This window comes from Saccharopolyspora sp. NPDC049426 (assembly GCF_040676935.1).
GTDB lineage: Bacteria > Actinomycetota > Actinomycetes > Mycobacteriales > Pseudonocardiaceae > Saccharopolyspora.
Window position 1 is genome coordinate 170,077 of sequence record NZ_JBFAPZ010000005.1, and the last position, 18,595, is coordinate 188,671.

An 18,595-nucleotide genomic window follows, 5' to 3' on the forward strand; every position below is an offset into this window, starting at 1 on the left:
CGTCCCATGTCCCGGTTTCGGGTGTTGGTTCCCGCAGCAGGGGCATGGGGTAGGAACGGGGTGTGAATGCGCTGCTGGTCGCTGGGACGACGTCGGATGCCGGGAAGAGCGTGGTGACCGCTGGGATCTGCCGGTGGTTGGCGCGGTCGGGGGCGAGGGTGGCGCCGTTCAAGGCGCAGAACATGTCGAACAACTCGGTGGTCACGCCGGACGGCGGTGAGATCGGGCGGGCGCAGGCGGTGCAGGCGGCGGCGTGCGGCGTCGAGCCGTCCGTGCGGTTCAACCCCGTGCTGCTCAAGCCCGGTAGCGACCGGCAGTCGCAGGTCGTGGTGCTCGGCCGCGTCGCCGGTGAGGTGACCGCGTTGTCCTACCGCGAGCGCAAGGCGGCCCTGCTGGACACCGTCGCGTCCACTTTGGACGAGCTGCGGCGCGACCACGACTACGTCGTCTGCGAGGGCGCGGGATCGCCTGCGGAGATCAACCTGCGGGCCAGCGACATCGCCAACATGGGGCTCGCGCAGGCCGCGAAGCTGCCGGTCGTCGTGGTCGGCGACATCGACAGGGGAGGGGTGTTCGCGCAGCTCTTCGGCACCCTGTCGCTGCTGGACGCCGCCGATCAGGCGCTGGTCGCCGGGTTCGTGATCAACAAGTTCCGGGGTGATCCCGAGCTACTGCGGCCCGGTCTCGACCAGCTGCGGGAGCTGACCGGCAGGCCCGTGCACGGGGTGCTCCCGTGGGCCGAGGACCTGTGGCTCGACGCCGAGGACTCGCTGTCCTACGTCGCCGACGGCGTCGTCGGCAGGCCCGCGCCGCCGCGAGGCGGGCAGTGGTTGCGGGTGGCCGTGCCCCGGCTGCCTCGGATCTCCAACGCCACCGACGTCGAGGCGCTGGCCGCCGAACCCGGCGTGGCCGTGCGCTTCGTGACCGAGCCCTCTCGGCTCTCCGACGCCGACCTGGTGGTGCTGCCCGGCTCGAAGTCCACGGTGGCCGACCTGGCGTGGCTGCGCGAGAGCGGCCTGGCCGAGGCGATTGGCGATCACGCCCGAGCGGGGCTTCCGGTGGCCGGGATCTGCGGCGGGTTCCAGATGCTGACCAGGCGCATCCACGACGAGGTCGAGTCCCGATCCGGTGTGGTCGACGGGCTCGGGCTGCTCGAAGTGGAGATCGACTTCGCTCGGGAGAAAACCCTGGCCAGACCGCGCGGTGAGGCGTTCGGCGAAGACGTCGCGGGCTATGAGATCCACCACGGCGCCGAGGTCCGCCGAGGTGACCTGCCGCCGCTGATCACGCTGCCCGACGGCGAAGGGGAAGGCGGGGTTTCTGGGTCCGTGCTGGGCACGCACTGGCACGGGCTGTTCGAGAACGACGACTTCCGCCGCGAATTCCTCGGCTGGGCCGCCGGCCTGGCAGGCCGGGACGGTTTCCGCGCCGCCGAGAACACCGTGTTCGCCGACATCCGCGACGCGCAGCTGGACCTGCTCGGCGACCTCGTGACCGAGCACCTCGACACCGACGCGCTGCGCCGCCTCCTCGACGGCGGCGCGCCGACGGGTCTGCCGCGCTTGACCGCCGGGCTGGGATGACCACGCGCTTCCCGACGAAGAGGGACAAAAAGGACTTCCATCGGGGTGGGTGTTAGGGAGAACCGACCAACCGACTAGTCGATTCGGTCTCACGATCGGCGTGATGCAGGTAACTTGTCGTCATGGCTGTTGAGTTTTCCGTCGACGAGGCCCGCGAGCGGCTGACCGAGCTGCTCGACCGCGCCGAAGCCGGCGAGCACATCGTGATCACCCGCTTCGGTGTCCCGGCCGTGTCGCTCGAACCGACCCCGGTTCCCGCGCAGCGTCGCGGAGGCTTCGCCGCCGGAGTGGTCGCGGCGTCCTGGGCCGCGCCCGCGGCCGACGGCACCTTCGACATGGGCACCGACTACTGGGCCGATCCGGGGACGTCCACCGGCGCATGAGCAGAACGGCGGGTCGCTCGGGCCTGACCTGGATAGCCTCCGGTCATGCCCGCTGACGCTCCGACGATCCTCGCCACCAGTGGCGGGATCAGCGCATCCGATCGCCTGCCGTGGGGGATCGGAGCGCTGACCCGGCACGCCGTCGACCTCGCCGGGACCACCGGCCGCGCGCCGCGCGTGTGCCTCCTGGCCACCGCGGTCGGCGACGACGCCGGGCTGATCGGCACCTTCTACGCCAACGCCGTGGCCGAGGGCTGGCAGCCCAGCCACCTGGCGCTGTTCCCCATGCCGAACATCGACGACGTGCGCGAACACCTGCTCACCAGGGACGTCGTGTGGGTGTGGGGCGGCAGCGTCGCCGGATTGCTGGCGATGTGGCGGCTGCACGGGCTCGACGAGATCCTCCGCGAGGCGTGGCAGGCGGGCGTCGTGCTCACCGGCGTGTCGGCCGGGTCGATCTGCTGGCACGCGGGCGGCACCACCGACTCGTTCGGTCCCGAGCTGCGGCCCGTCACCAACGGCCTCGGCCTGCTGCCGCACTCCAACGGAGTGCACTACAACAGCGAGAAGAGGCGGCGACCGCTGTTCGAACGCCTGATCGCCGACCAGACGCTGCCTCCGGGGTACGCCACCGACGACGGCGCCGGGCTGCTCTACCGGGGCACCGAACTCGTCGAGGCGCTCTCCGAGAAGCACCGCGCAGGGGCCTACCGCGTCGACCGCGGCCCGGACGGGACCGCGGTCGAAACGCCGTTGGACGTGCGCCGGATCAGTTGAGCGGCAGGTCGAGCAGCGCGTTCTCCAGCAGTTCCGGCATCGCCGGGTGGATCCAGTACTGGCCGCGAGCCATGCTGCGCGCGTCCAGACCGAAGTGCATGGCCTGGATGATCGGTTGCAGCAGCGTCGGCGCCTGCGGGCCGATGATGTGCGCGCCGATGAGCAGCCCGGTGTTCGGGTCGGCGAGGAGCTTGGCGAAACCGGTGGTGTCCTCCATCGCCCAGCCGTAGGCGATGCCCGCGTAGTCCTGGGTGGAGGTGACGAACTCGATGCCCCGCTGCCGGGCCTGCTGCTCGGTGAGGCCGACCGCGGCGATCTGCGGACCGGAGAACACCGCGTGCGGCACGAAGCGGTGGTCGGAGGAGATCGGGGTCTCGGGGTGCAGGAGGTTGTGCTGCACGACGCGGGTCTCGTGGTTGGCGACGTGCTTGAGCTCGTGATCGGAGCTGATGTCGCCGAGCGCCCACACGCCCTCCACCGAGGCGCGCTGGGTGTCGTCGACCGCGATCTTGCCCTCGTCGGTGAGCTCCAGCCCTCCGGTCGCCGCGTCGATCAGGTCGGCGTTGGGGGTGCGCCCGACCGCGACCAGCAGCTTCTCGGCCTCCACGGACTCCGCGCCGTCCGGGCCCTCCAGGTTCAGCCGGATCGCATCACCGGTCTTCTCGGCGGAGACGACCTTGCGGTTGAGCCGCAGGTCCCAGCGCCGGGCGGCGATCTCGGTGAACCGGGCGGCCACGTCGGTGTCCTCGGCGCGCAGCACCCGGCCCGAGCGGCCGATCATGGTGACCTCAACGCCCAGCGAGCTGAAGACGTGCGCGAACTCGGCGCCGATGAAGCCGGTGCCCATGATGATCATCCGGTGGGGGAGCTCGTCCAGGCGCATCACGGTGTCGCTGGTGTGCACCTCGACCTGGTCGAGGCCGGGGATCTCGGGGATGATCGGGCGGCCACCGGCGGCGACCACGAAGCGGTCGGCGGTGATCGTCTGGGCGCCGTCCGCGGTCTGGACTGTCAGCTGCTTGACGCCGGTGAACGTCGCCTCGCCGGTCAGCAGGGAGACGTTGGGCGAGCCCTCGGCCCGGTAGCGGCGGCCACCTTCGGAGATCGGGTCGATGCGGCCGAAGATGCGGTCCCGGATCTCCCGCCAGCGCACGCCGCGGCGTTCGAGGTCGACACCGAGCCCGGCACCGGCCTCGGGCGCGCCCGCGACGTCGGCGGTGTGCACGAACATCTTCGTGGGGATGCAGCCGACGTTGAGGCAGGTGCCGCCGTAGGCCTCGTTGGGGCCGATGCCCTTCTCGACGATGGCCACGTTCCAGTCGGCGAACCGGTCGTCGAGGATCGAGTTGCCGGAGCCGGAGCCGATGATGACTAGATCGAAATGCCGCACGGTTCCATCCTGCCTCACTTGGTGCGGGCCGTGGCCGGTCCGCGGACGTCGGTCAGTTCCAACCCGGCGAGCCGCCCGGTGATTCCACGCCGATCTCGGTCCCAGATCACACCGATCGCGTGCGCGGCGCACCACAGCAGGCCGAGCGCCGCGCTCGGCGCGCCCCTCGCCAGCTCGCAGGCCCCCTGCAGCAGCGCGAGGCCCCCTGCGCCCAGCACCCAGCGCAGCACGGCGGGTCGCCCGCCGGGTGAGCGCGCTCGCAGCAGCACCAGCCGCTGACCGGGCGTGCCGTCCCAGGTCAGAGCGGCCAGCAGCAACAGCAGCGCCGGGACGAGCCACGCCGCGCTCACCTGCAACGCCGCCGAGGGCGGGACGGCCGCCCAGCGCAGGGCGAAGCCCGTCAGGTGCACGCAGGTGACGCCCAGCCACCACAGCAGCAGGCCGTCGCAGCACATCCCCAGCAGGCGGCGCCCGGCGGTCACCGGGCGTGGCTCGGCGGCCCGACGGCCACTGCTCGCCGGGATCCGGTTCAGCATCGGGGCCAGCAGGCTTCCGAGCGCGGCCCCGGTGGTGTTGGCGATGACGTCGTCGACGTCGAACACGCGGTAGGGGCACGGGAACCGGAACCACAGCCCGGTCAGCTGAGTGACCTCGATGAACGCCGACAGGACCGCGCCGGCCAGCGCCGCCACCGGTGGGGCGCGGCGCAGCAGGGCGCCCAGCGGGACGAACAGCGCGACGTTGCAGGCGAACTGCTCGACCCCGACGGCGCTGGTCAGCGCCGACAGCGGGCGCAGCTGAGCGGGGAAGCAGGAGGTGCCGGTGGGTGGCAGGACGTAGCAGCCCACCGCGATCGCGTAGAGCAGCGTCGCGAAGCGCAGCACGGCCGTGCCCGCGCGCAGCTCGCCGTGCCGGCGGTAGCGACCGGCGACGAACGACGGCAGCAGCAGTGCGGCGATCCCGGTCGCGATCACCGCGGCGGTGGAACCCGGCAGCAGACTCATCCCTCGCACCTCCCTCATGAACAAAGAGGCGCGAACACCCTCAACAGATACATCTCTTTCGGGTGATGACGACGTCGCGCCCGCCCGGAGCGATCCGGACGGGCGCGACGAAGAGCGGAATCAGTGCTGGTAGGTGGGGGTGATGACGGCCCGGCCGACGGTGTGGAAGGCCAGGTTGAAGCTGACCACCGCCGGCGAGACGTTCTCGTCCACGCCGAGCTTCTCGGTGTCCACCGCGTGCACCACGAAGTAGTAGCGGTGCGGCCGGTCGCCGGGCGGCGGGGCGGAACCGCCGAAGGCGCGCTCGCCCATGTCGTTGGCGACGTGGAACGAACCCGCCGGGATGTTCTGGCCGCTGCGGTTGCCCGCGTCGGCGGCCAGCTCGGTGACGTCGGCGGGCACGTCGACGAGGATCCAGTGCCAGAACCCGCCGGGGATCGGTGCGTCCGGGTCGAAGCAGGTGACCACGAAGCTCTTGGTGGACTCCGGGAAACCCGACCAGCTCAGCTGCGGCGACACGTTCTGCCCGTCCGCGCCCATGCCGTCGTAGGCGTGGTCCTTCGACATCGCCCGGCCGTCGGCCACATCGGTGGAGGTGACGGTGAACGCGGGGACCGAAGGCAGGAACGAGTACGGATCAGGATCGATCGGGCGCTCCAGACTCATGCGAGCATCCTCCTTTTCCTGGTGGCTGTGGGGTGATCGTCATCGATCACCGATCACAGCCTAGGAGAACCCACGCCGGTGCGGCTCGCCGGTCCTATCGGCTTTGTTGCGCCTAGTGCAATAGAGAGTGTGCATTCTGCAGCGATGTCTGTCTAAGCTGTCGCCCGTCCCGGTGATGGCAGGAGGAAAACGTGGCGCGAGCGGGCAACGAGGCCGAGGTGTTGTGCCTGGGCGAGACCATGTCGCTGGTCGCGCCGGCCACCCCGGTTCCACTCGAAGAGGCTCCCGCGTTCACGCTCTCCGCCGGTGGCGCCGAGTCCAACGTGGCCGTTCACCTGGCCTCCCTCGGGCACCACGTGCGGTGGGCCAGCCGCCTCGGTGACGATCCGCTCGGACGGCGCGTGGTCGCCTCCCTCGCTGGAGCGGGCGTCGACACCGGCCTGGTCGAGATGCGTTCCGAAGCACCGACCGGCGTCTACTTCAAGGACCCCGGGCCGGACGGAACCCGAGTGCACTACTACCGCGCGGGCTCGGCGGCCTCGACGATGGACCTGGACTTCCTCGCCGACGACGTCATCGACGCCGCCGGCGTGCTGCACATCAGCGGCATCACCCCGGCGCTGTCGGAAGGCTGCGACCGGCTGATCCGGCGGCTGCTGACCCGCCCCCGCCGCGCCCCGATCTCCTTCGACGTCAACCACCGGCCGGCGCTGTGGTCGGCCCGGCAGGCCGCCCCGGTGCTCGCCGAGCTCGCCCAGCTCGCCGACGTGGTGTTCGTCGGCCTCGACGAGGCCGCCACCCTGTGGGGCGTGAAAACCGCCGACGACGTGAGGGAACTCCTCGACTCTCCGGTCACCGTCGTGGTCAAGGACGGCGCCGAGGCCGCCTACGCGCTCGGCGAGCGCCGCACCGTCGTGCCCGCTCCGGCGGTCGAGGTCGTCGAACCGGTCGGCGCCGGTGACGCCTTCGCGGCCGGGTTCCTCTCCGGCGTGCTGCGCGGCGAGGACGACGAGCGCTGCCTGCGCCGCGGGCACCTGCTGGCCGCGCACAGCCTGCGCAGCACCGAGGACCACACCGCACCGCCCGACGCCCAGTCGCTCGCGCGCTGGCTGGCGCTCGACGAGGAGCAGTGGGGCGCACTGCGATTCGACGGGAGTGAGTGAGAAGTGCCCTTGTTGGAGGAGTTGTTCGCCAAGCCGGTGATGGCGATCCTGCGCGGCATGGATCCGCAGCGGACCGCAGAACTGGCCGAACGAGCTTGGGACCTGGGCATCGACGCCGTCGAGGTCCCGATCGAGACGCCGAAGGCCGAGCCCTCGCTGGCAGCGGCCGTGCGCGCCGGAGCCGAACGCGGCCGCCCGGTCGGCGCGGGCACGATCATCACCCCCGACCAGCTGCGCACGGCCCGCGACCTGGGCGCGGCCTTCACCATCGCACCCGGCCTCGACGCCGAGATCGTGCGGCTGAGCGCCGAACTCGACCTGCCGCACGTGCCCGGGGTGGCCACGCCCAGCGAGGTCCAGCAGGCGCTGCGCCTCGGGTTGTCGTGGGTGAAGGCCTTTCCCGCCGCTGAGCTGGGCAGCAGCTGGTTCCGCGCGATGAAGGGCCCGTTCCCCTCGCTGCGCGTGGTGGCCACCGGAGGGATGAACGCCCGCAACGCTCCGGAGTTCTTGCGGGCAGGAGCCGACGTGGTCGCGGTCGGTTCGGCGCTGGAGGACGAGACCCAGCTGCCCGCGCTGGCGCAGCTCATCGAGGGCTGACGTTCCCCCAGGACGAGTTCGCAGTACGTGAGAGAGGAAGAGTCGTGAAGGTCCACGTTGGTCCGGTCGCCCAGCCCGAGCTGGAAGCCGCCGTGGTGGCGGCCGGTGCTGAGCTGAGCTCGGCGGAGGAGGCGAACGCGCTGGTCTGGTTCGGCGGGGAACCGAGCCGGTTCGGCGAGTACGACCGCCCGGACCTGCAATGGGTGCAGCTGCCATCGGCAGGCATCGAATCCTGGGTGGCCTCCGGCGCGCTGCGCGAGGACCTGACCTTCACCTCGGCCGCGGGAACCTTCGCCCAGACCGTCGCCGAACACACCCTCGGCCTGATGCTCGCCGGTGCGCGGCAGCTGGCCGCGATGGCGCGGGCCACCACGTGGCAGCGTCCCGAGGGCATGCGCAGCCTCGCCGGCTCGACCGTCGGCATCATCGGCGCCGGTGGGATCGGCAAGGCGCTGATCGAGATGCTGCGTCCCTTCGCCGTCCGGGTGCTGGCGGTGAACCGCTCCGGCAAGCCGGTGCTGGGCGCCGAGCGGACCTGGCCGTCCGAGGACGCCGACGGGGTGCGCGAGGTGCTCGCGGAGTCGGACTTCGTGGTGGTGGCGGCTCCGGCGACCTCGGCGACCTCGAAGCTCATCGACGCCGCCGCGTTGCGCGCGATGAAGTCCGACGCGTGGCTGATCAACATCGCGCGGGGATCCCTGGTCGACACCGAGGCGCTGGTCGAGGCCTTGGACGCGGGCCGGATCGGTGGTGCCGCGCTCGACGTCACCGACCCGGAACCGCTGCCCGAAGGGCACCCGCTGTTCACCCACCCGCGCGCGCTGATCTCCCCGCACACCGCCAACCCGCCGTCACTGCAGATGCCGGCCCTGGCACGCAGGGTCGAGGAGAACGTCCGCCGCCACATGGCAGGACAACCACTCCTCGGCCTGGTGGACGTGACCGCGGGTTACTGATCGACACGTCAGGCAAGCACCTAAGGTGCTTTCTCTTTCACCACCCGAGCAACTTGCACCGCCGGGGGTTCTGAGCGGCTCCGTGGGGAGGACGCCGCGACGCCGTGTATTGGCATACATCAGGAGTGGCGCCCGGAGCCACGGAGCCGCTCAGGTTCCCCCACCCGCACCGCTGAGCAAGACGAGTCGTACTCACTGAAGGAGATCTTTCTCGCGAAATCGTTGGTGGGGTGGTGGGTGATCGCGGGCTCGATAGGATGGCTGCGCCAGTACGGCGGTGACGTGGAGGAACCCGGTGTGAGGCCGGGGCGGTCGCGCCACTGTGACCGGGGAGCGGACCCGACAGCCACGCCCTGCGCAGGGCGGGAAGGCGGGGCGCCGCGAGGATCCGGGAGCCAGGAACTCCTGCCGCCGTGACCCCCGCCGGGGCGCGCACCCCGAGAGAGGATCACCGTGAGCGAGCCTGCCCGCGACGCCCGAGTTCTGCTGCTGTCCACTGCGGACACCGACCTGCTGGCCGCCCGTGCCGCCGAGGCCGACTACCGCGTCGCCAACCCCTCCCGCGTGGCCGCCGAGGACGTTCCGGCGCTGCTGGACGGCGTTGACGTCGTCGTGGTCCGGCTGCTGGGCGGCCGCCGCGCCTGGGAGGAGGGCCTGGACGCGGTGCTGGCGTCGGGGCTGCCGACCGTGGCGCTGGGTGGTGAGGCCACCCCGGACGCCGAGCTGATGACGCTGTCCACGGTGCCCGCCGGTGTGTCCACCCAGGCCCTGGCCTACCTGGTGGAAGGCGGCCCGGAGAACCTCGCCCAGTTGGCGCACTTCCTGTCGGACACGGTGCTGCTGACCGGCACCGGGTTCACCGAACCGCAGTCGATGCCGGAGTTCGGCCTGCACGGCGAGCGCGAGCACGACCCGTCGCGCCCGACGATCGGCGTCGTCTTCTACCGGGCGCACGCGCTGGCGGCCAACACCGCGTTCGTCGACACCCTCGCCGACCAGGTCGAATCCGCCGGCGCCAACGTGGTGCCGGTGTTCTGCGGCTCGCTGCGCGGGCTGTCCGACGCCGCCGGTCTGCGCGAACTGCTGGGCGGGTGCGACGCGCTGATCGCCACCGTGCTCGCCGCGGGAGGTGCGGTCGCCGCCGACGCCAGCGCGGGCGGTGACGAGGACTCCTGGGACGCCGGTGCGCTGGCCGAGCTCGACATCCCGGTGCTGCAGGGCCTGTGCCTGACCACCAGCCGCGCGGTGTGGTCCGACAGCGACGCTGCGCTGTCGCCGATGGACGCCGCGATGCAGGTCGCCGTGCCGGAGTTCGACGGCCGGTTGATCAGCGTGCCGTTCTCCTTCAAGGAGGAGGGCCCGGAGGGCATCCCGGTCTACGTCGCCGACCCCGAGCGCGCGGCCCGCGTGGCCTCCACCGCCGTGTCGCTGGCGCGGCTGCGGCACGTGGACAACTCCGCCAAGCGCCTCGGCGTGGTGCTCTCCTCCTACCCGACCAAGCACTCCCGCGTCGGCAACGCCGTCGGCCTGGACACCCCCGCTTCAGCGGTCGTGCTGCTGAGCGCGCTGGAGGACGCCGGGTACGACCTCGGCGGTCTGGACGTGACCGGCCTGGACGGCGACACCCTGATCCACCGGCTGATCTCCGCGGGTGGCCACGACGTGGAGTGGCTGACCGAGGAGCAGATGTCCGAGGCCGCGATCCGCGTCCCGACGACCCGCTACCGCGAGTGGTTCGACGCCCTTCCCGAAGAGCTGCGGGCGTCGATGACCGAGCACTGGGGCGCCCCTCCCGGCAGCCTCTACGTCGACGACGAGGGCCACATCTACGTCGCCGCGCTGCGCTTCGGCAACGTGGTGATCCTGATCCAGCCGCCGCGCGGTTTCGGCGAGAACCCGATCGCGATCTACCACGACCCGGACCTGCCGCCCTCGCACCAGTACCTGGCGGCCTACCGCTGGCTGGCCGAGGAGTTCGGCGCGCACGCGGTGATCCACCTGGGCAAGCACGGCACCCTGGAGTGGCTGCCGGGCAAGGGCCTGGGGCTGGCAGCGGACTGCGCGCCGGACGCGGTGCTGGGCGACATGCCGTTCGTGTACCCGTTCATCGTCAACGACCCGGGCGAGGGCACCCAGGCCAAGCGGCGCGGCCACGCGACCGTGGTGGACCACATGATCCCGCCGATGGCCCGCGCCGACGCCTACGGCGACATCGCCAAGCTGGAGCAGCTGCTCGACGAGTACGCGCTGGTCACGGACCTGGACCCGGAGAAGAAACCGGCGCTGCGCAACCAGATCTGGGAGCTGGTCACCCACGCCGAGCTGCACCACGACCTGCACCAGGAGGGCCAGCCGGACGCGGAGTCCTTCGACGACTTCGTGATGCACATCGACGGCTACCTGTGCGAGATCAAGGACGTGCAGATCCGCGACGGCCTGCACATCCTCGGTCGCGCGCCGCGCGACGAGGAGCTGGTCAACGACGTGCTGGCGATCTTGCGCGCCAAGCAGGTCTTCGGCGGCAAGGTCGGCGCGCTGCCCGGCCTGCGCTCCGCGCTGTCGGACCACTTCGGACTCGACGAGCAGGCGCTGCTGGCCGAACCCGGTGCCCGCGCGGACGTTCCGGCCGCGCTGACCGAGCTCGTCGAGGGGCCGTCGGCTTCGGCGTCGGACGCGGTGGACCTGGTGGAGTCGTTGGCGCGCAAGCTGATCCAGGCGCTGGCCGACACCGGCTGGGACTCCGAGCGCGCCGAGCAGGTCGTCACCGACGTGATCGGCACCGGCGTCGCCGACGTCGTGCGGGTGCTGCGGTTCGCCTGCGTCGAGCTGGTGCCGCGACTGGCCCGCACCACCGAAGAGGTCGAGCACGTGCTGCACGCGCTCAACGGTGGTTTCGTGCCGGCCGGCCCGTCCGGGTCGCCGACCCGCGGGTTGATCTCGGTGCTGCCCACCGGCCGCAACTTCTACTCGGTGGACCCCAAGGCCATCCCGTCGCGCAACGCCTTCGACGTCGGTTCCGCGCTCGCCGATTCGCTGATCACCCGGCACGTCGCCGACACCGGTGAGAACCCGCGCTCGGTCGGCCTGACGGTGTGGGGCACCTCGGCGATGCGGACCCAGGGCGATGACATCGCCGAGATCCTCTGGCTGCTGGGCTGCCGCCCGAAGTGGGACGACGCCTCGCGGCGGGTCACCGGCTTCGAGGTGGTGCCGGTCGCCGAGCTGGGACGGCCGCGCATCGACGTCGTGGTGCGCATCTCCGGTTTCTTCCGCGACGCGTTCCCGCACGTCGTCTCGCTGATCGACGACGCGGTGCAGACCGTGGCCAAGCTCGACGAGCCCGACGAGGACAACTACGTCGCCGCCCACTACCGCGCCGACGTCGACGAGCACGGCGACGACCGCCGGGCCTCGACCCGCATCTTCGGTTCGAAGCCGGGCGCCTACGGTGCCGGGCTGCTGCCGCTGATCGACGCCCGCAACTGGCGCAGCGACGCCGACCTCGCCGAGGTCTACGCGACCTGGGGCGGTTACGCCTACGGCCGGGGGCTCGACGGCCGCGAGGCGCGCGGCGACATGGAGACGGCGTTCAAGCGCATCCAGGTGGCGGCCAAGAACGTCGACACCCGCGAGCACGACATCGCCGACTCCGACGACTACTTCCAGTACCACGGCGGCATGGTCGCGATGGTGCGCTCGCTGTCAGGGCAGAGCCCTGCCGCCTACGTGGGTGACTCGGCGGTGCCGCACGCGGTCAAGACCCGCACGCTGGGGGAGGAGACCAAGCGGGTCTTCCGGGCTCGGGTGATCAACCCGAAGTGGATCTCGGCGATGCAGCGGCACGGGTACAAGGGCGCCTTCGAGCTCGCGGCCACGGTGGACTACCTGTTCGGGTTCGACGCCACCGCCGGTGTCGTCGACGACTGGATGTACGCGAAGCTGGCGGAGTCCTACGTCTTCGACGAGCAGGTGCAGCAGTTCCTGCGCAACTCCAACCCGTGGGCGCTGCGGGGTATGACCGAGCGGCTGCTGGAAGCCGCTGATCGCGGCCTGTGGGCCGAACCGGACGAGCAGGTCCTCGACGATCTGCGGTCGGTGTACCTGGAGCTGGAAGGCCAGCTGGAGGACTGAGCCGCCACTCGGGGCCGGGTCGCCGGTCCCGAGTGGAACGTGGCTATCCACAGTGGACCGAATCGTTGCGTCGTCCGAGTGGAAAAGGGCTCGAAATTCCACTCGTTCGTGTTGAGCTCCTGGCCGAGGTGTATCTGACAGAGGGTTCGTTTCCTCTTACTCGTGGACACTTTGGACGAGCCGGAGCGGCGGTCGGACGGCCGCCGGGAGGCTCCGGGGGAGGAGACGAACCATGGCGGAGAACAAGCTCGGGATGCGGGCGGCGGCCGGGGCCCTGGCGGCGATGAGCCTGATCGGTGGCCTGTTGGCCACCTCGGCCAACGCCAATGAGCAGGGGACCGGTGCGCCACCGATCGTCGGGGGACAAGCGGCTCCGATCGCCGACCACCCCTGGGTGGTCTACCTGGCCGATGACCAGGGGAACCAGTTCTGCGGCGGCACGATCGGCGCGGCGAACAAGGTCATCACGGCAGCGCACTGCGTCAAGGGCGAGCGGCCCTCGTCGGTGCGGGTGATCGCGGGCCGGGAGAGCAAGTCGTCCACCGACGGCGTCGAGGCCCGGGTCGCCGACATCTGGGTTCACCCGAAATACCAGGACGCCAACACCGGGTCCGACGTGGCGGTGGTGACCCTCGAACAGCAGCTCCCGCAGGCCCCGCTGCCGGTGGCCACACCGGCCGACACCGCCTCCTACGAGGCGGGCAAGAAGGCGACCGTGCTCGGCTGGGGCGCCACCTCAGAAGGCGGCGAGGCCTCGGACACCCTGCAGAGGGCCGAGGTCCCGCTGACCTCCGACGCGGACTGCAAGCGGGCGTACAGCCAGTACGACCCGCAGAAGATGGTCTGCGCCGGGTACCCCGAGGGCGGCATCGACAGCTGCCAGGGCGACTCCGGCGGGCCGCTGGTGGTCGACGGCAAGCTCGTCGGCATCGTCTCCACCGGCAACGGCTGCGCGAGGCCGGGCAACCCGGGCATCTACACCCGCACCGCCACCTACGAGGCCGACATCCAGGCCCAGCTGGCGGCGCAGGACTGATCACGGGCAAGCACTGATCACGCCGGGGTCAGCCGCAGCCCGGGACCGAGTTCGCGGGCGAGTCCGGTGGCCAGGGTCCGGAAGGCGCGCACTTGCGGGTCCTCGTCACCGGCGCGGCTGACCAGCACGCTGTGCTCCCACGGCGCGTCCGCCACCGGAACGCACCGGGTGCCGGGCCACGGGTAGTAGCGCTCGAAGGATTCCAGCGCCGAACCCGCGCCGCGTCCGGCGGCCGCGGTGGCGAGCACCTCGTGCGGGTTGACCGCGTCGTCCTGGCCGCAGCGCGGGGCCTCACCGCCCCGCGCAGCGGTGAAGTACAGGTAGTCGGTGAATGGGCGCGGAGTGCGCTCGGGCAGCCGGATGAACGGCAGGTCGAGCACGTCGGCCAGCCGCACCTCGGGCGCGTCGGCCAGCTCCCAGCGGGCCGGGACCACCACGATGCGCCGCTCGGTGGTCAGCACGTCGACCTCGACGCGCTCGTCCACCGGAGCCGGGCGCACGAAGGCCACGTCCACGCGGTGCTCCAGCAGCGCGGACACGTGCTCGGTGAAGTCCAGCGGCACCAGCCGCAGATCGATCTCCGGGTGGGCCATCCGGAACGCCTGCGCGGTCGCGGGCGTCAGCTCCGCCGAACCGTGCCCCATGACCCCGACTCGCAGCGTCCCGGGTTCGGCCGACGCCGCCTCGGCGACGTCCGCGCGAGCGAGGTCGGCGGCGGCGAGCAGCGCGCGGGCGTGCCGGGCGAGCCGGTGACCCGCGGGGGTCAGCCGCACCGGGTTGCGGTCCAGCAGCGGCGTCCCGAAGTCGTGCTCCAGCTGCTTGACGTGCTCGGTCACGGTCGCCTTGGCCAGGAACAACCGCTCGGCGGCCCGGCCGAAGTGCTCCTCCTCGGCCACCACCAGCAACGTCTCCAAGCGCCGCAACTCCATGCTGGCAACGTAGAACCCGAGCACCTCCGAAACCAGCGAAAGAGGCGCGCATAACGACGAACTCTCGCCCAGGTGAGTAAGTCGATCGTGTCATGGAAAAGGGCTGGGAGAGTGCTAGCCTTTCCGCAGGAGTTCGGCACCGCGGGTGTCGGGCGAGTCGCAGGGGCAGGTGCACCCGGGGTAGACCGGGACCCTGCCTCTACGCATATCAGGGCCAGGTCAGCAGTCGGTCGCGACGACAATTTCGTGAAGGCTGCCGTCCAGCAGCGGCTGGTAATTCGCCCGCCCCTCATGTTGAGCCCGAACGGCTCCGGCGGCGATGTCAGCGGCCCACAGCAGCGCTTCTCGTTTTCCTGGAATGTGTCCGATGCGGAACACCTCTCCGCTGGGCAGGCAGAATCGGGCGCCGCGGACGGTGTTGATATCGCGTTGGTTCAGTTCCGGGGTCCGCGATTCCATGTGCAGGACGGTCACGCCCAGGCCGTGGAGTTCGAGGGTGAGCTGAACCAAACATGCGGCCCGTGCACGTTCCTGTCGTCTCGCCGGGACGGGTGAGCCGACGGCCACGACGTAAAGCCCATCGAGATCAGCGATGGTTTTGACGGCGTTGTGGCGCAGTTGTTGGTTCATCTCGTTCCAGTGCAACTTCAGCGGCGCGCGCTTGCCTTGCAGATCGCGCATGGCGTCGCGGGCGGCATCTTCGGAAGCGGGTTCGAAGATGGCCGCGGCCAAGACGTAGAAACCGCCGAGTTCTGCCTCGCGGAAGGATTCGTCGGCGAACGCCTGAAGGCCGCCAGGTGACGTGGTGATCACTTGTGGAGCGTAGAACCGCGCTGGTCAGCTACTCATTTCAGCGATAGTGCGAGTGGGAGGCGTGGACGTTCGGTGAGTTTCACGGCCCGCCAGATCCAAAAGCACCGCGTGGTTGAGCCGATCGTGGAGCGCTGACGCAAGGACGGTTCCCGGATCGCCTGAACTCGGAGCGGCGTTCGAGGTAGTTCTCGACGAGGAGCTCCGCTGATTCGCGGGTTGGTCGTTCGGGAAATCCGAACGGTCGGTGCCTGCGGTGGGGTGCGGGCGCGTAGAACGTTAGGTGTGCGAAACGTGTGGTTGCCCGCTGCTCTGCTGTTGATGGTGGCCGGGTGGGGTGCGAACCAGTTCTCCCCGCTGCTGGGGGCGTACCGGGGCGAGCTGGGGCTGAGCCCGTCTGCGGCGACCGGGCTGCTGGCGCTCTACGTGGTCGGGCTGGTGCCCGGCTTGTTGTTCGGGGGTCCGCTGGCCGACCGGCGCGGGCGCAAACCGGTGGTGATCTGGGCGATCGTGCTCAGCGCCCTGGCCACCGTGGCGCTGATGCTCGGGGCGCACGTGGTGCCGTGGCTGATCGTCGGCCGGCTGATCGTCGGGGTGAGCACCGGTGCCGTGCTCGCCGCCGGGAGCGCCTGGGTGCGCGACCTGTCGCACCCGCCGTTCGGGACCGTGACCGAGGACGGCGCCGGTGCGCGCCGGGCCGGTGTGCTGCTGGCGGCCGGTTTCAGCATCAGCGGCGTGGTGTCCGCGCTGGTCGCGACCTGGGGGCCGTTCCCGCTGGTCAGCGCCTACGTTCCGCACCTGATCCTGTGCGCGGTGACGTTGCCGCTGGCGCTGCGCTGCCCGGAGACGCGCATCGAGCCGGCGGCCGGAGCACCGCGCGGCAGGGGAGCCCGTGATCCGCGGTTCCTGCGCCGGGTGGCGCCGGTGGCGCCGTGGATCTTCCTGTGCCCCACCGTCGGCTTCGCCGTGCTCCCGGCGGAGGTCACCGTCCACGCGCCCGGCTACGAGGTGCTCTACGCGGGGGTGTCGACGCTGTGCGCGCCCGGGTTCGGCGCGATCGTGCAGCCCTGGGCTCGTCGGGTCGCCCGGCGCGGGGTGCGGGCGACCGCCGTGTTCGGGCTGCTGACCATCGCCGCCGGGCTCGTGCTGGCCGCCGTCGCCGCGTGGCAGGCGCAGCCGTGGCTGGGCCTGCTCGCCGCGCTGACGCTGGGCGCCGGCTACGGCTTCGTCTCGACCTACTGCCTGACCGTGGTCGGCCGCATCGCCGGACCGTCCGAGCTGGCCGGGCTGACCGCGACCATGTGGGTGCTGGCCTACCTGGGCTTCTGCACGCCGTTCGTGATCAGCCTGCTCTCGGGCGTGGTCGCGGTGCCGGTGGTGCTGCTCGTGCTGGCCGGGCTGGCGCTGCTGACCCTGCTGTCAACTCGCGACGAGACCGATCGAGATCGTCACGAAAGCCGTCGCGCTCAACGCGTCCAGCGACTTCGAGACGCGGGGGTTCTTTAGCCGGTCGGCGATCCCGGCGGCGGCCAGCACGATGGTGACCTCCCAGATCGCGGCCAGCACCAGGAACACCACGCCCAGCGCGACCAGCTGGAGCGCCGGTTGCGCGGACGTACCGACGAACTGCGGCAGGAACGCGAGGCTGAACAGCAGCATCTTCGGGTTGGTCAGGTTGCTGAGCAGGCCGCGCAGGTAGGGGTTGGCGTCCTCCGGCGGCGGAACGTCCAGCGAGCCGGACTCGCGCCTGGTCAACCAGTAACCGCGCACGATGGATCCCGCGAGGTAGAGCAGGTAGGCCGCGCCCACCCACTTCAGGGTCACGAGCACGCCCGGTGCGTTGGTGATGAGCGCACCCAGCCCGGAGATGACCAGCGCGACCTGCAGAGCGCTGGCGCTGTGGATCCCGGCCAGCGCCAGCAGTCCCGCCTTGCGGCCGTGGTTCAGCGATGTGCGCAGCAGCAGGAAGACGTCCACTCCCGGTGTGATGATCACGACCGCGCTCGCCAGCAGGAAGGCGGGCAACGGCGTCGGGTCCAGGAGCACGGCGAATTCCTCTCCATTTCGGGCGGCACGGGCTGCCGCATCGCTTGATCAGGTTCTTCTCGTCATCCGGTCAGGTGAGATCGGCGGATGCCGGTGGTGGAGGTACCCCGGTTCCGCGATGCCCTGGGATGGAGGCGCGACTGTCAACGGCGACATTCGCGAAAGGATTTGTTTCCAGGATCAAGTTTAACGAAATATTTTCCTGCCAATCTGTGAGTTGCGACTCGTGATGTTTCGGTGCGCGGGTGAATACGGTGTGTCCGCTCCGCCGATGACCGCGACAGCTGGAGGCACCGACTTTGGGCCGCGACGAACAGGGACCCGCTGACAAGACCCGTGCGCTGCGCGCGCTCGCCATCGCCGGAGCGGTCACCGCTCTGGCGGGCGGGAGCCCCGCCGCCCACGCGGACCCGGCGATCACCGGGGACGACCAGCCGCAATCCCGGATCCTCGGCGGCTCGGGCGCCACCACGAACGACGCGCCCTGGGTGGTCGCGCTGACCGACCGGTACGGCAACCAGTTCTGCGGCGGCACCCTGATCCGCGCGGGCGAGGTCGTCACCGCGGCGCACTGCGCGCACGATCCGCTCACCGGGGCCGAACGCTCGCCCGAGGACGTCCGCGTGGTCGCCGGGCGCACCGACCTGCGCAGCTCGCAGGGCAGCGAAGCCGAGGTGGACGACGTGTGGGTGCACCCGGGCTACGAGGACTTCACCACCGGCGACGACCTCGCCGTGCTCAAGCTCAATGCTCCGCTGCCGCAGCGCCCGCTGCCCGTGGTCGCGCCCGGCGAGACCGCGCCGTACGAGCCGGGCGCCATGGCCCGCGTCTACGGATGGGGTCGGACCAGCGAGAACGGTCCCAACTCGGACAGCCTGCGCTCCGTCGAGGTGCCCGTCGCCGCCGACGACGCCTGCCGCTCGGCCTACCCGAACTACGACCCGCGCAGCATGTTCTGCGCCGGGTACCCCGAAGGCGGGCGCGACGCCTGCGCGGGCGACTCCGGCGGGCCGATCGTCGCCGGCGGGCGGCTCATCGGCGTGGTGTCCTACGGCACCGGCTGCGGTCGTCCCGGCACGCCCGGTGTCTACACCAGGCTGTCGAACTACCCGTTGTGAGCGGTC

At 71.0% G+C, this 18,595-nt stretch carries 16 protein-coding genes and 1 riboswitch; of the genes, 10 read left to right on the top strand and 6 right to left on the bottom strand.

What is annotated here, in order from left to right; translation table 11 throughout:
• The first annotated feature begins 62 nt into the window (after positions 1-62).
• The 3 genes from AB0J78_RS12585 (at position 63) to AB0J78_RS12595 (ending at position 2,743) form a co-directional block, all read left to right on the top strand.
• The gene (locus AB0J78_RS12585; protein ID WP_363789050.1) at positions 63-1,583 is read left to right on the top strand and encodes a cobyric acid synthase; all 1,521 of its coding nucleotides are present in this window, start codon (positions 63-65) and stop codon (positions 1,581-1,583) included.
• Between the two features lie 122 nt (positions 1,584-1,705).
• Complete coding sequence (locus tag AB0J78_RS12590) at positions 1,706-1,966, top strand: type II toxin-antitoxin system prevent-host-death family antitoxin (protein WP_363789051.1); 261 nt, start codon at positions 1,706-1,708, stop codon at positions 1,964-1,966.
• Positions 1,967-2,011: 45 nt separating this feature from the next.
• Positions 2,012-2,743 (top strand): peptidase E, encoded by a 732-nt coding sequence (locus AB0J78_RS12595; RefSeq protein ID WP_363789052.1) that lies wholly within the window; start codon positions 2,012-2,014, stop codon positions 2,741-2,743.
• Here the strand turns inward: AB0J78_RS12595 and AB0J78_RS12600 are convergent.
• The 3 genes from AB0J78_RS12600 to AB0J78_RS12610 all read right to left on the bottom strand — a co-directional run bounded on the left by AB0J78_RS12600 (position 2,736) and on the right by AB0J78_RS12610 (position 5,803).
• A complete protein-coding gene (locus AB0J78_RS12600) occupies positions 2,736-4,133 on the bottom strand; it encodes a mycothione reductase (RefSeq protein ID WP_363789053.1) in 1,398 nt (465 codons plus the stop codon). The genes AB0J78_RS12595 and AB0J78_RS12600 overlap by 8 nt on opposite strands.
• A gap of 14 nt (positions 4,134-4,147) precedes the next feature.
• Positions 4,148-5,137: a VanZ family protein gene (locus tag AB0J78_RS12605; protein WP_363789054.1), complete on the bottom strand. Its 990-nt coding sequence runs from the start codon at positions 5,135-5,137 to the stop codon at positions 4,148-4,150.
• Between the two features lie 120 nt (positions 5,138-5,257).
• Positions 5,258-5,803 carry a YbhB/YbcL family Raf kinase inhibitor-like protein gene (locus tag AB0J78_RS12610; RefSeq protein WP_363789055.1) on the bottom strand — a complete coding sequence of 182 codons (546 nt, stop codon included), beginning with the start codon at positions 5,801-5,803 and terminating at the stop codon, positions 5,258-5,260.
• 191 nt (positions 5,804-5,994) lie between these two features.
• Here AB0J78_RS12610 and AB0J78_RS12615 point away from each other — a divergent pair, with 191 nt between their 5' ends.
• The 5 genes from AB0J78_RS12615 to AB0J78_RS12635 all read left to right on the top strand — a co-directional run bounded on the left by AB0J78_RS12615 (position 5,995) and on the right by AB0J78_RS12635 (position 13,686).
• Entirely contained in the window at positions 5,995-6,966 is a 972-nt protein-coding gene (locus tag AB0J78_RS12615) for a sugar kinase (RefSeq protein WP_363789056.1), read from the top strand.
• 3 nt (positions 6,967-6,969) lie between these two features.
• Positions 6,970-7,563 (top strand): bifunctional 4-hydroxy-2-oxoglutarate aldolase/2-dehydro-3-deoxy-phosphogluconate aldolase, encoded by a 594-nt coding sequence (locus tag AB0J78_RS12620; protein ID WP_363789057.1) that lies wholly within the window; start codon positions 6,970-6,972, stop codon positions 7,561-7,563.
• A 44-nt stretch (positions 7,564-7,607) separates the two neighbouring features.
• Entirely contained in the window at positions 7,608-8,519 is a 912-nt protein-coding gene (locus AB0J78_RS12625) for a D-isomer specific 2-hydroxyacid dehydrogenase family protein (protein WP_363789058.1), read from the top strand.
• A 285-nt stretch (positions 8,520-8,804) separates the two neighbouring features.
• Positions 8,805-8,924, top strand: a riboswitch (cobalamin riboswitch).
• A gap of 48 nt (positions 8,925-8,972) precedes the next feature.
• Positions 8,973-12,650 (top strand): cobaltochelatase subunit CobN, encoded by a 3,678-nt coding sequence (gene cobN / locus AB0J78_RS12630; RefSeq protein WP_363789059.1) that lies wholly within the window; start codon positions 8,973-8,975, stop codon positions 12,648-12,650.
• A gap of 232 nt (positions 12,651-12,882) precedes the next feature.
• On the top strand, positions 12,883-13,686 hold the full coding sequence (locus tag AB0J78_RS12635) for a serine protease (protein ID WP_363789060.1): 804 nt from the start codon (positions 12,883-12,885) through the stop codon (positions 13,684-13,686).
• 17 nt (positions 13,687-13,703) lie between these two features.
• Here AB0J78_RS12635 and AB0J78_RS12640 read toward each other — a convergent pair whose 3' ends face one another.
• The gene (locus AB0J78_RS12640) at positions 13,704-14,615 is read right to left on the bottom strand and encodes a LysR family transcriptional regulator (RefSeq protein ID WP_363789061.1); all 912 of its coding nucleotides are present in this window, start codon (positions 14,613-14,615) and stop codon (positions 13,704-13,706) included.
• A 219-nt stretch (positions 14,616-14,834) separates the two neighbouring features.
• Positions 14,835-15,428 carry a hypothetical protein gene (locus AB0J78_RS12645; RefSeq protein WP_363789062.1) on the bottom strand — a complete coding sequence of 198 codons (594 nt, stop codon included), beginning with the start codon at positions 15,426-15,428 and terminating at the stop codon, positions 14,835-14,837.
• A 291-nt stretch (positions 15,429-15,719) separates the two neighbouring features.
• Here AB0J78_RS12645 and AB0J78_RS12650 point away from each other — a divergent pair, with 291 nt between their 5' ends.
• A complete protein-coding gene (locus tag AB0J78_RS12650; RefSeq protein WP_363789063.1) occupies positions 15,720-16,931 on the top strand; it encodes an MFS transporter in 1,212 nt (403 codons plus the stop codon).
• Here the strand turns inward: AB0J78_RS12650 and AB0J78_RS12655 are convergent.
• A complete protein-coding gene (locus AB0J78_RS12655) occupies positions 16,845-17,471 on the bottom strand; it encodes a LysE family translocator (protein ID WP_363789064.1) in 627 nt (208 codons plus the stop codon). The genes AB0J78_RS12650 and AB0J78_RS12655 overlap by 87 nt on opposite strands.
• Before the next feature lie 299 nt (positions 17,472-17,770).
• Between AB0J78_RS12655 and AB0J78_RS12660 the strand changes: the two genes are divergently transcribed.
• Positions 17,771-18,589 carry a serine protease gene (locus tag AB0J78_RS12660; RefSeq protein ID WP_363789065.1) on the top strand — a complete coding sequence of 273 codons (819 nt, stop codon included), beginning with the start codon at positions 17,771-17,773 and terminating at the stop codon, positions 18,587-18,589.
• The last annotated feature ends 6 nt before the right edge of the window (positions 18,590-18,595 follow it).

Excerpts from the sequence above, each read along its gene's own strand:
- AB0J78_RS12605 (WP_363789054.1), bottom strand. The coding sequence starts at position 5,137 with ATGAGTCTGCTGCCGGGTTCCACCGCCGCGGTGATCGCGACCGGGATC.
- AB0J78_RS12610 (WP_363789055.1), bottom strand. The coding sequence starts at position 5,803 with ATGAGTCTGGAGCGCCCGATCGATCCTGATCCGTACTCGTTCCTGCCT.
- AB0J78_RS12590 (WP_363789051.1), top strand. The coding sequence starts at position 1,706 with ATGGCTGTTGAGTTTTCCGTCGACGAGGCCCGCGAGCGGCTGACCGAG.
- AB0J78_RS12635 (WP_363789060.1), top strand. The coding sequence starts at position 12,883 with ATGGCGGAGAACAAGCTCGGGATGCGGGCGGCGGCCGGGGCCCTGGCG.
- AB0J78_RS12640 (WP_363789061.1), bottom strand. The coding sequence starts at position 14,615 with ATGGAGTTGCGGCGCTTGGAGACGTTGCTGGTGGTGGCCGAGGAGGAG.
- AB0J78_RS12595 (WP_363789052.1), top strand. The coding sequence starts at position 2,012 with ATGCCCGCTGACGCTCCGACGATCCTCGCCACCAGTGGCGGGATCAGC.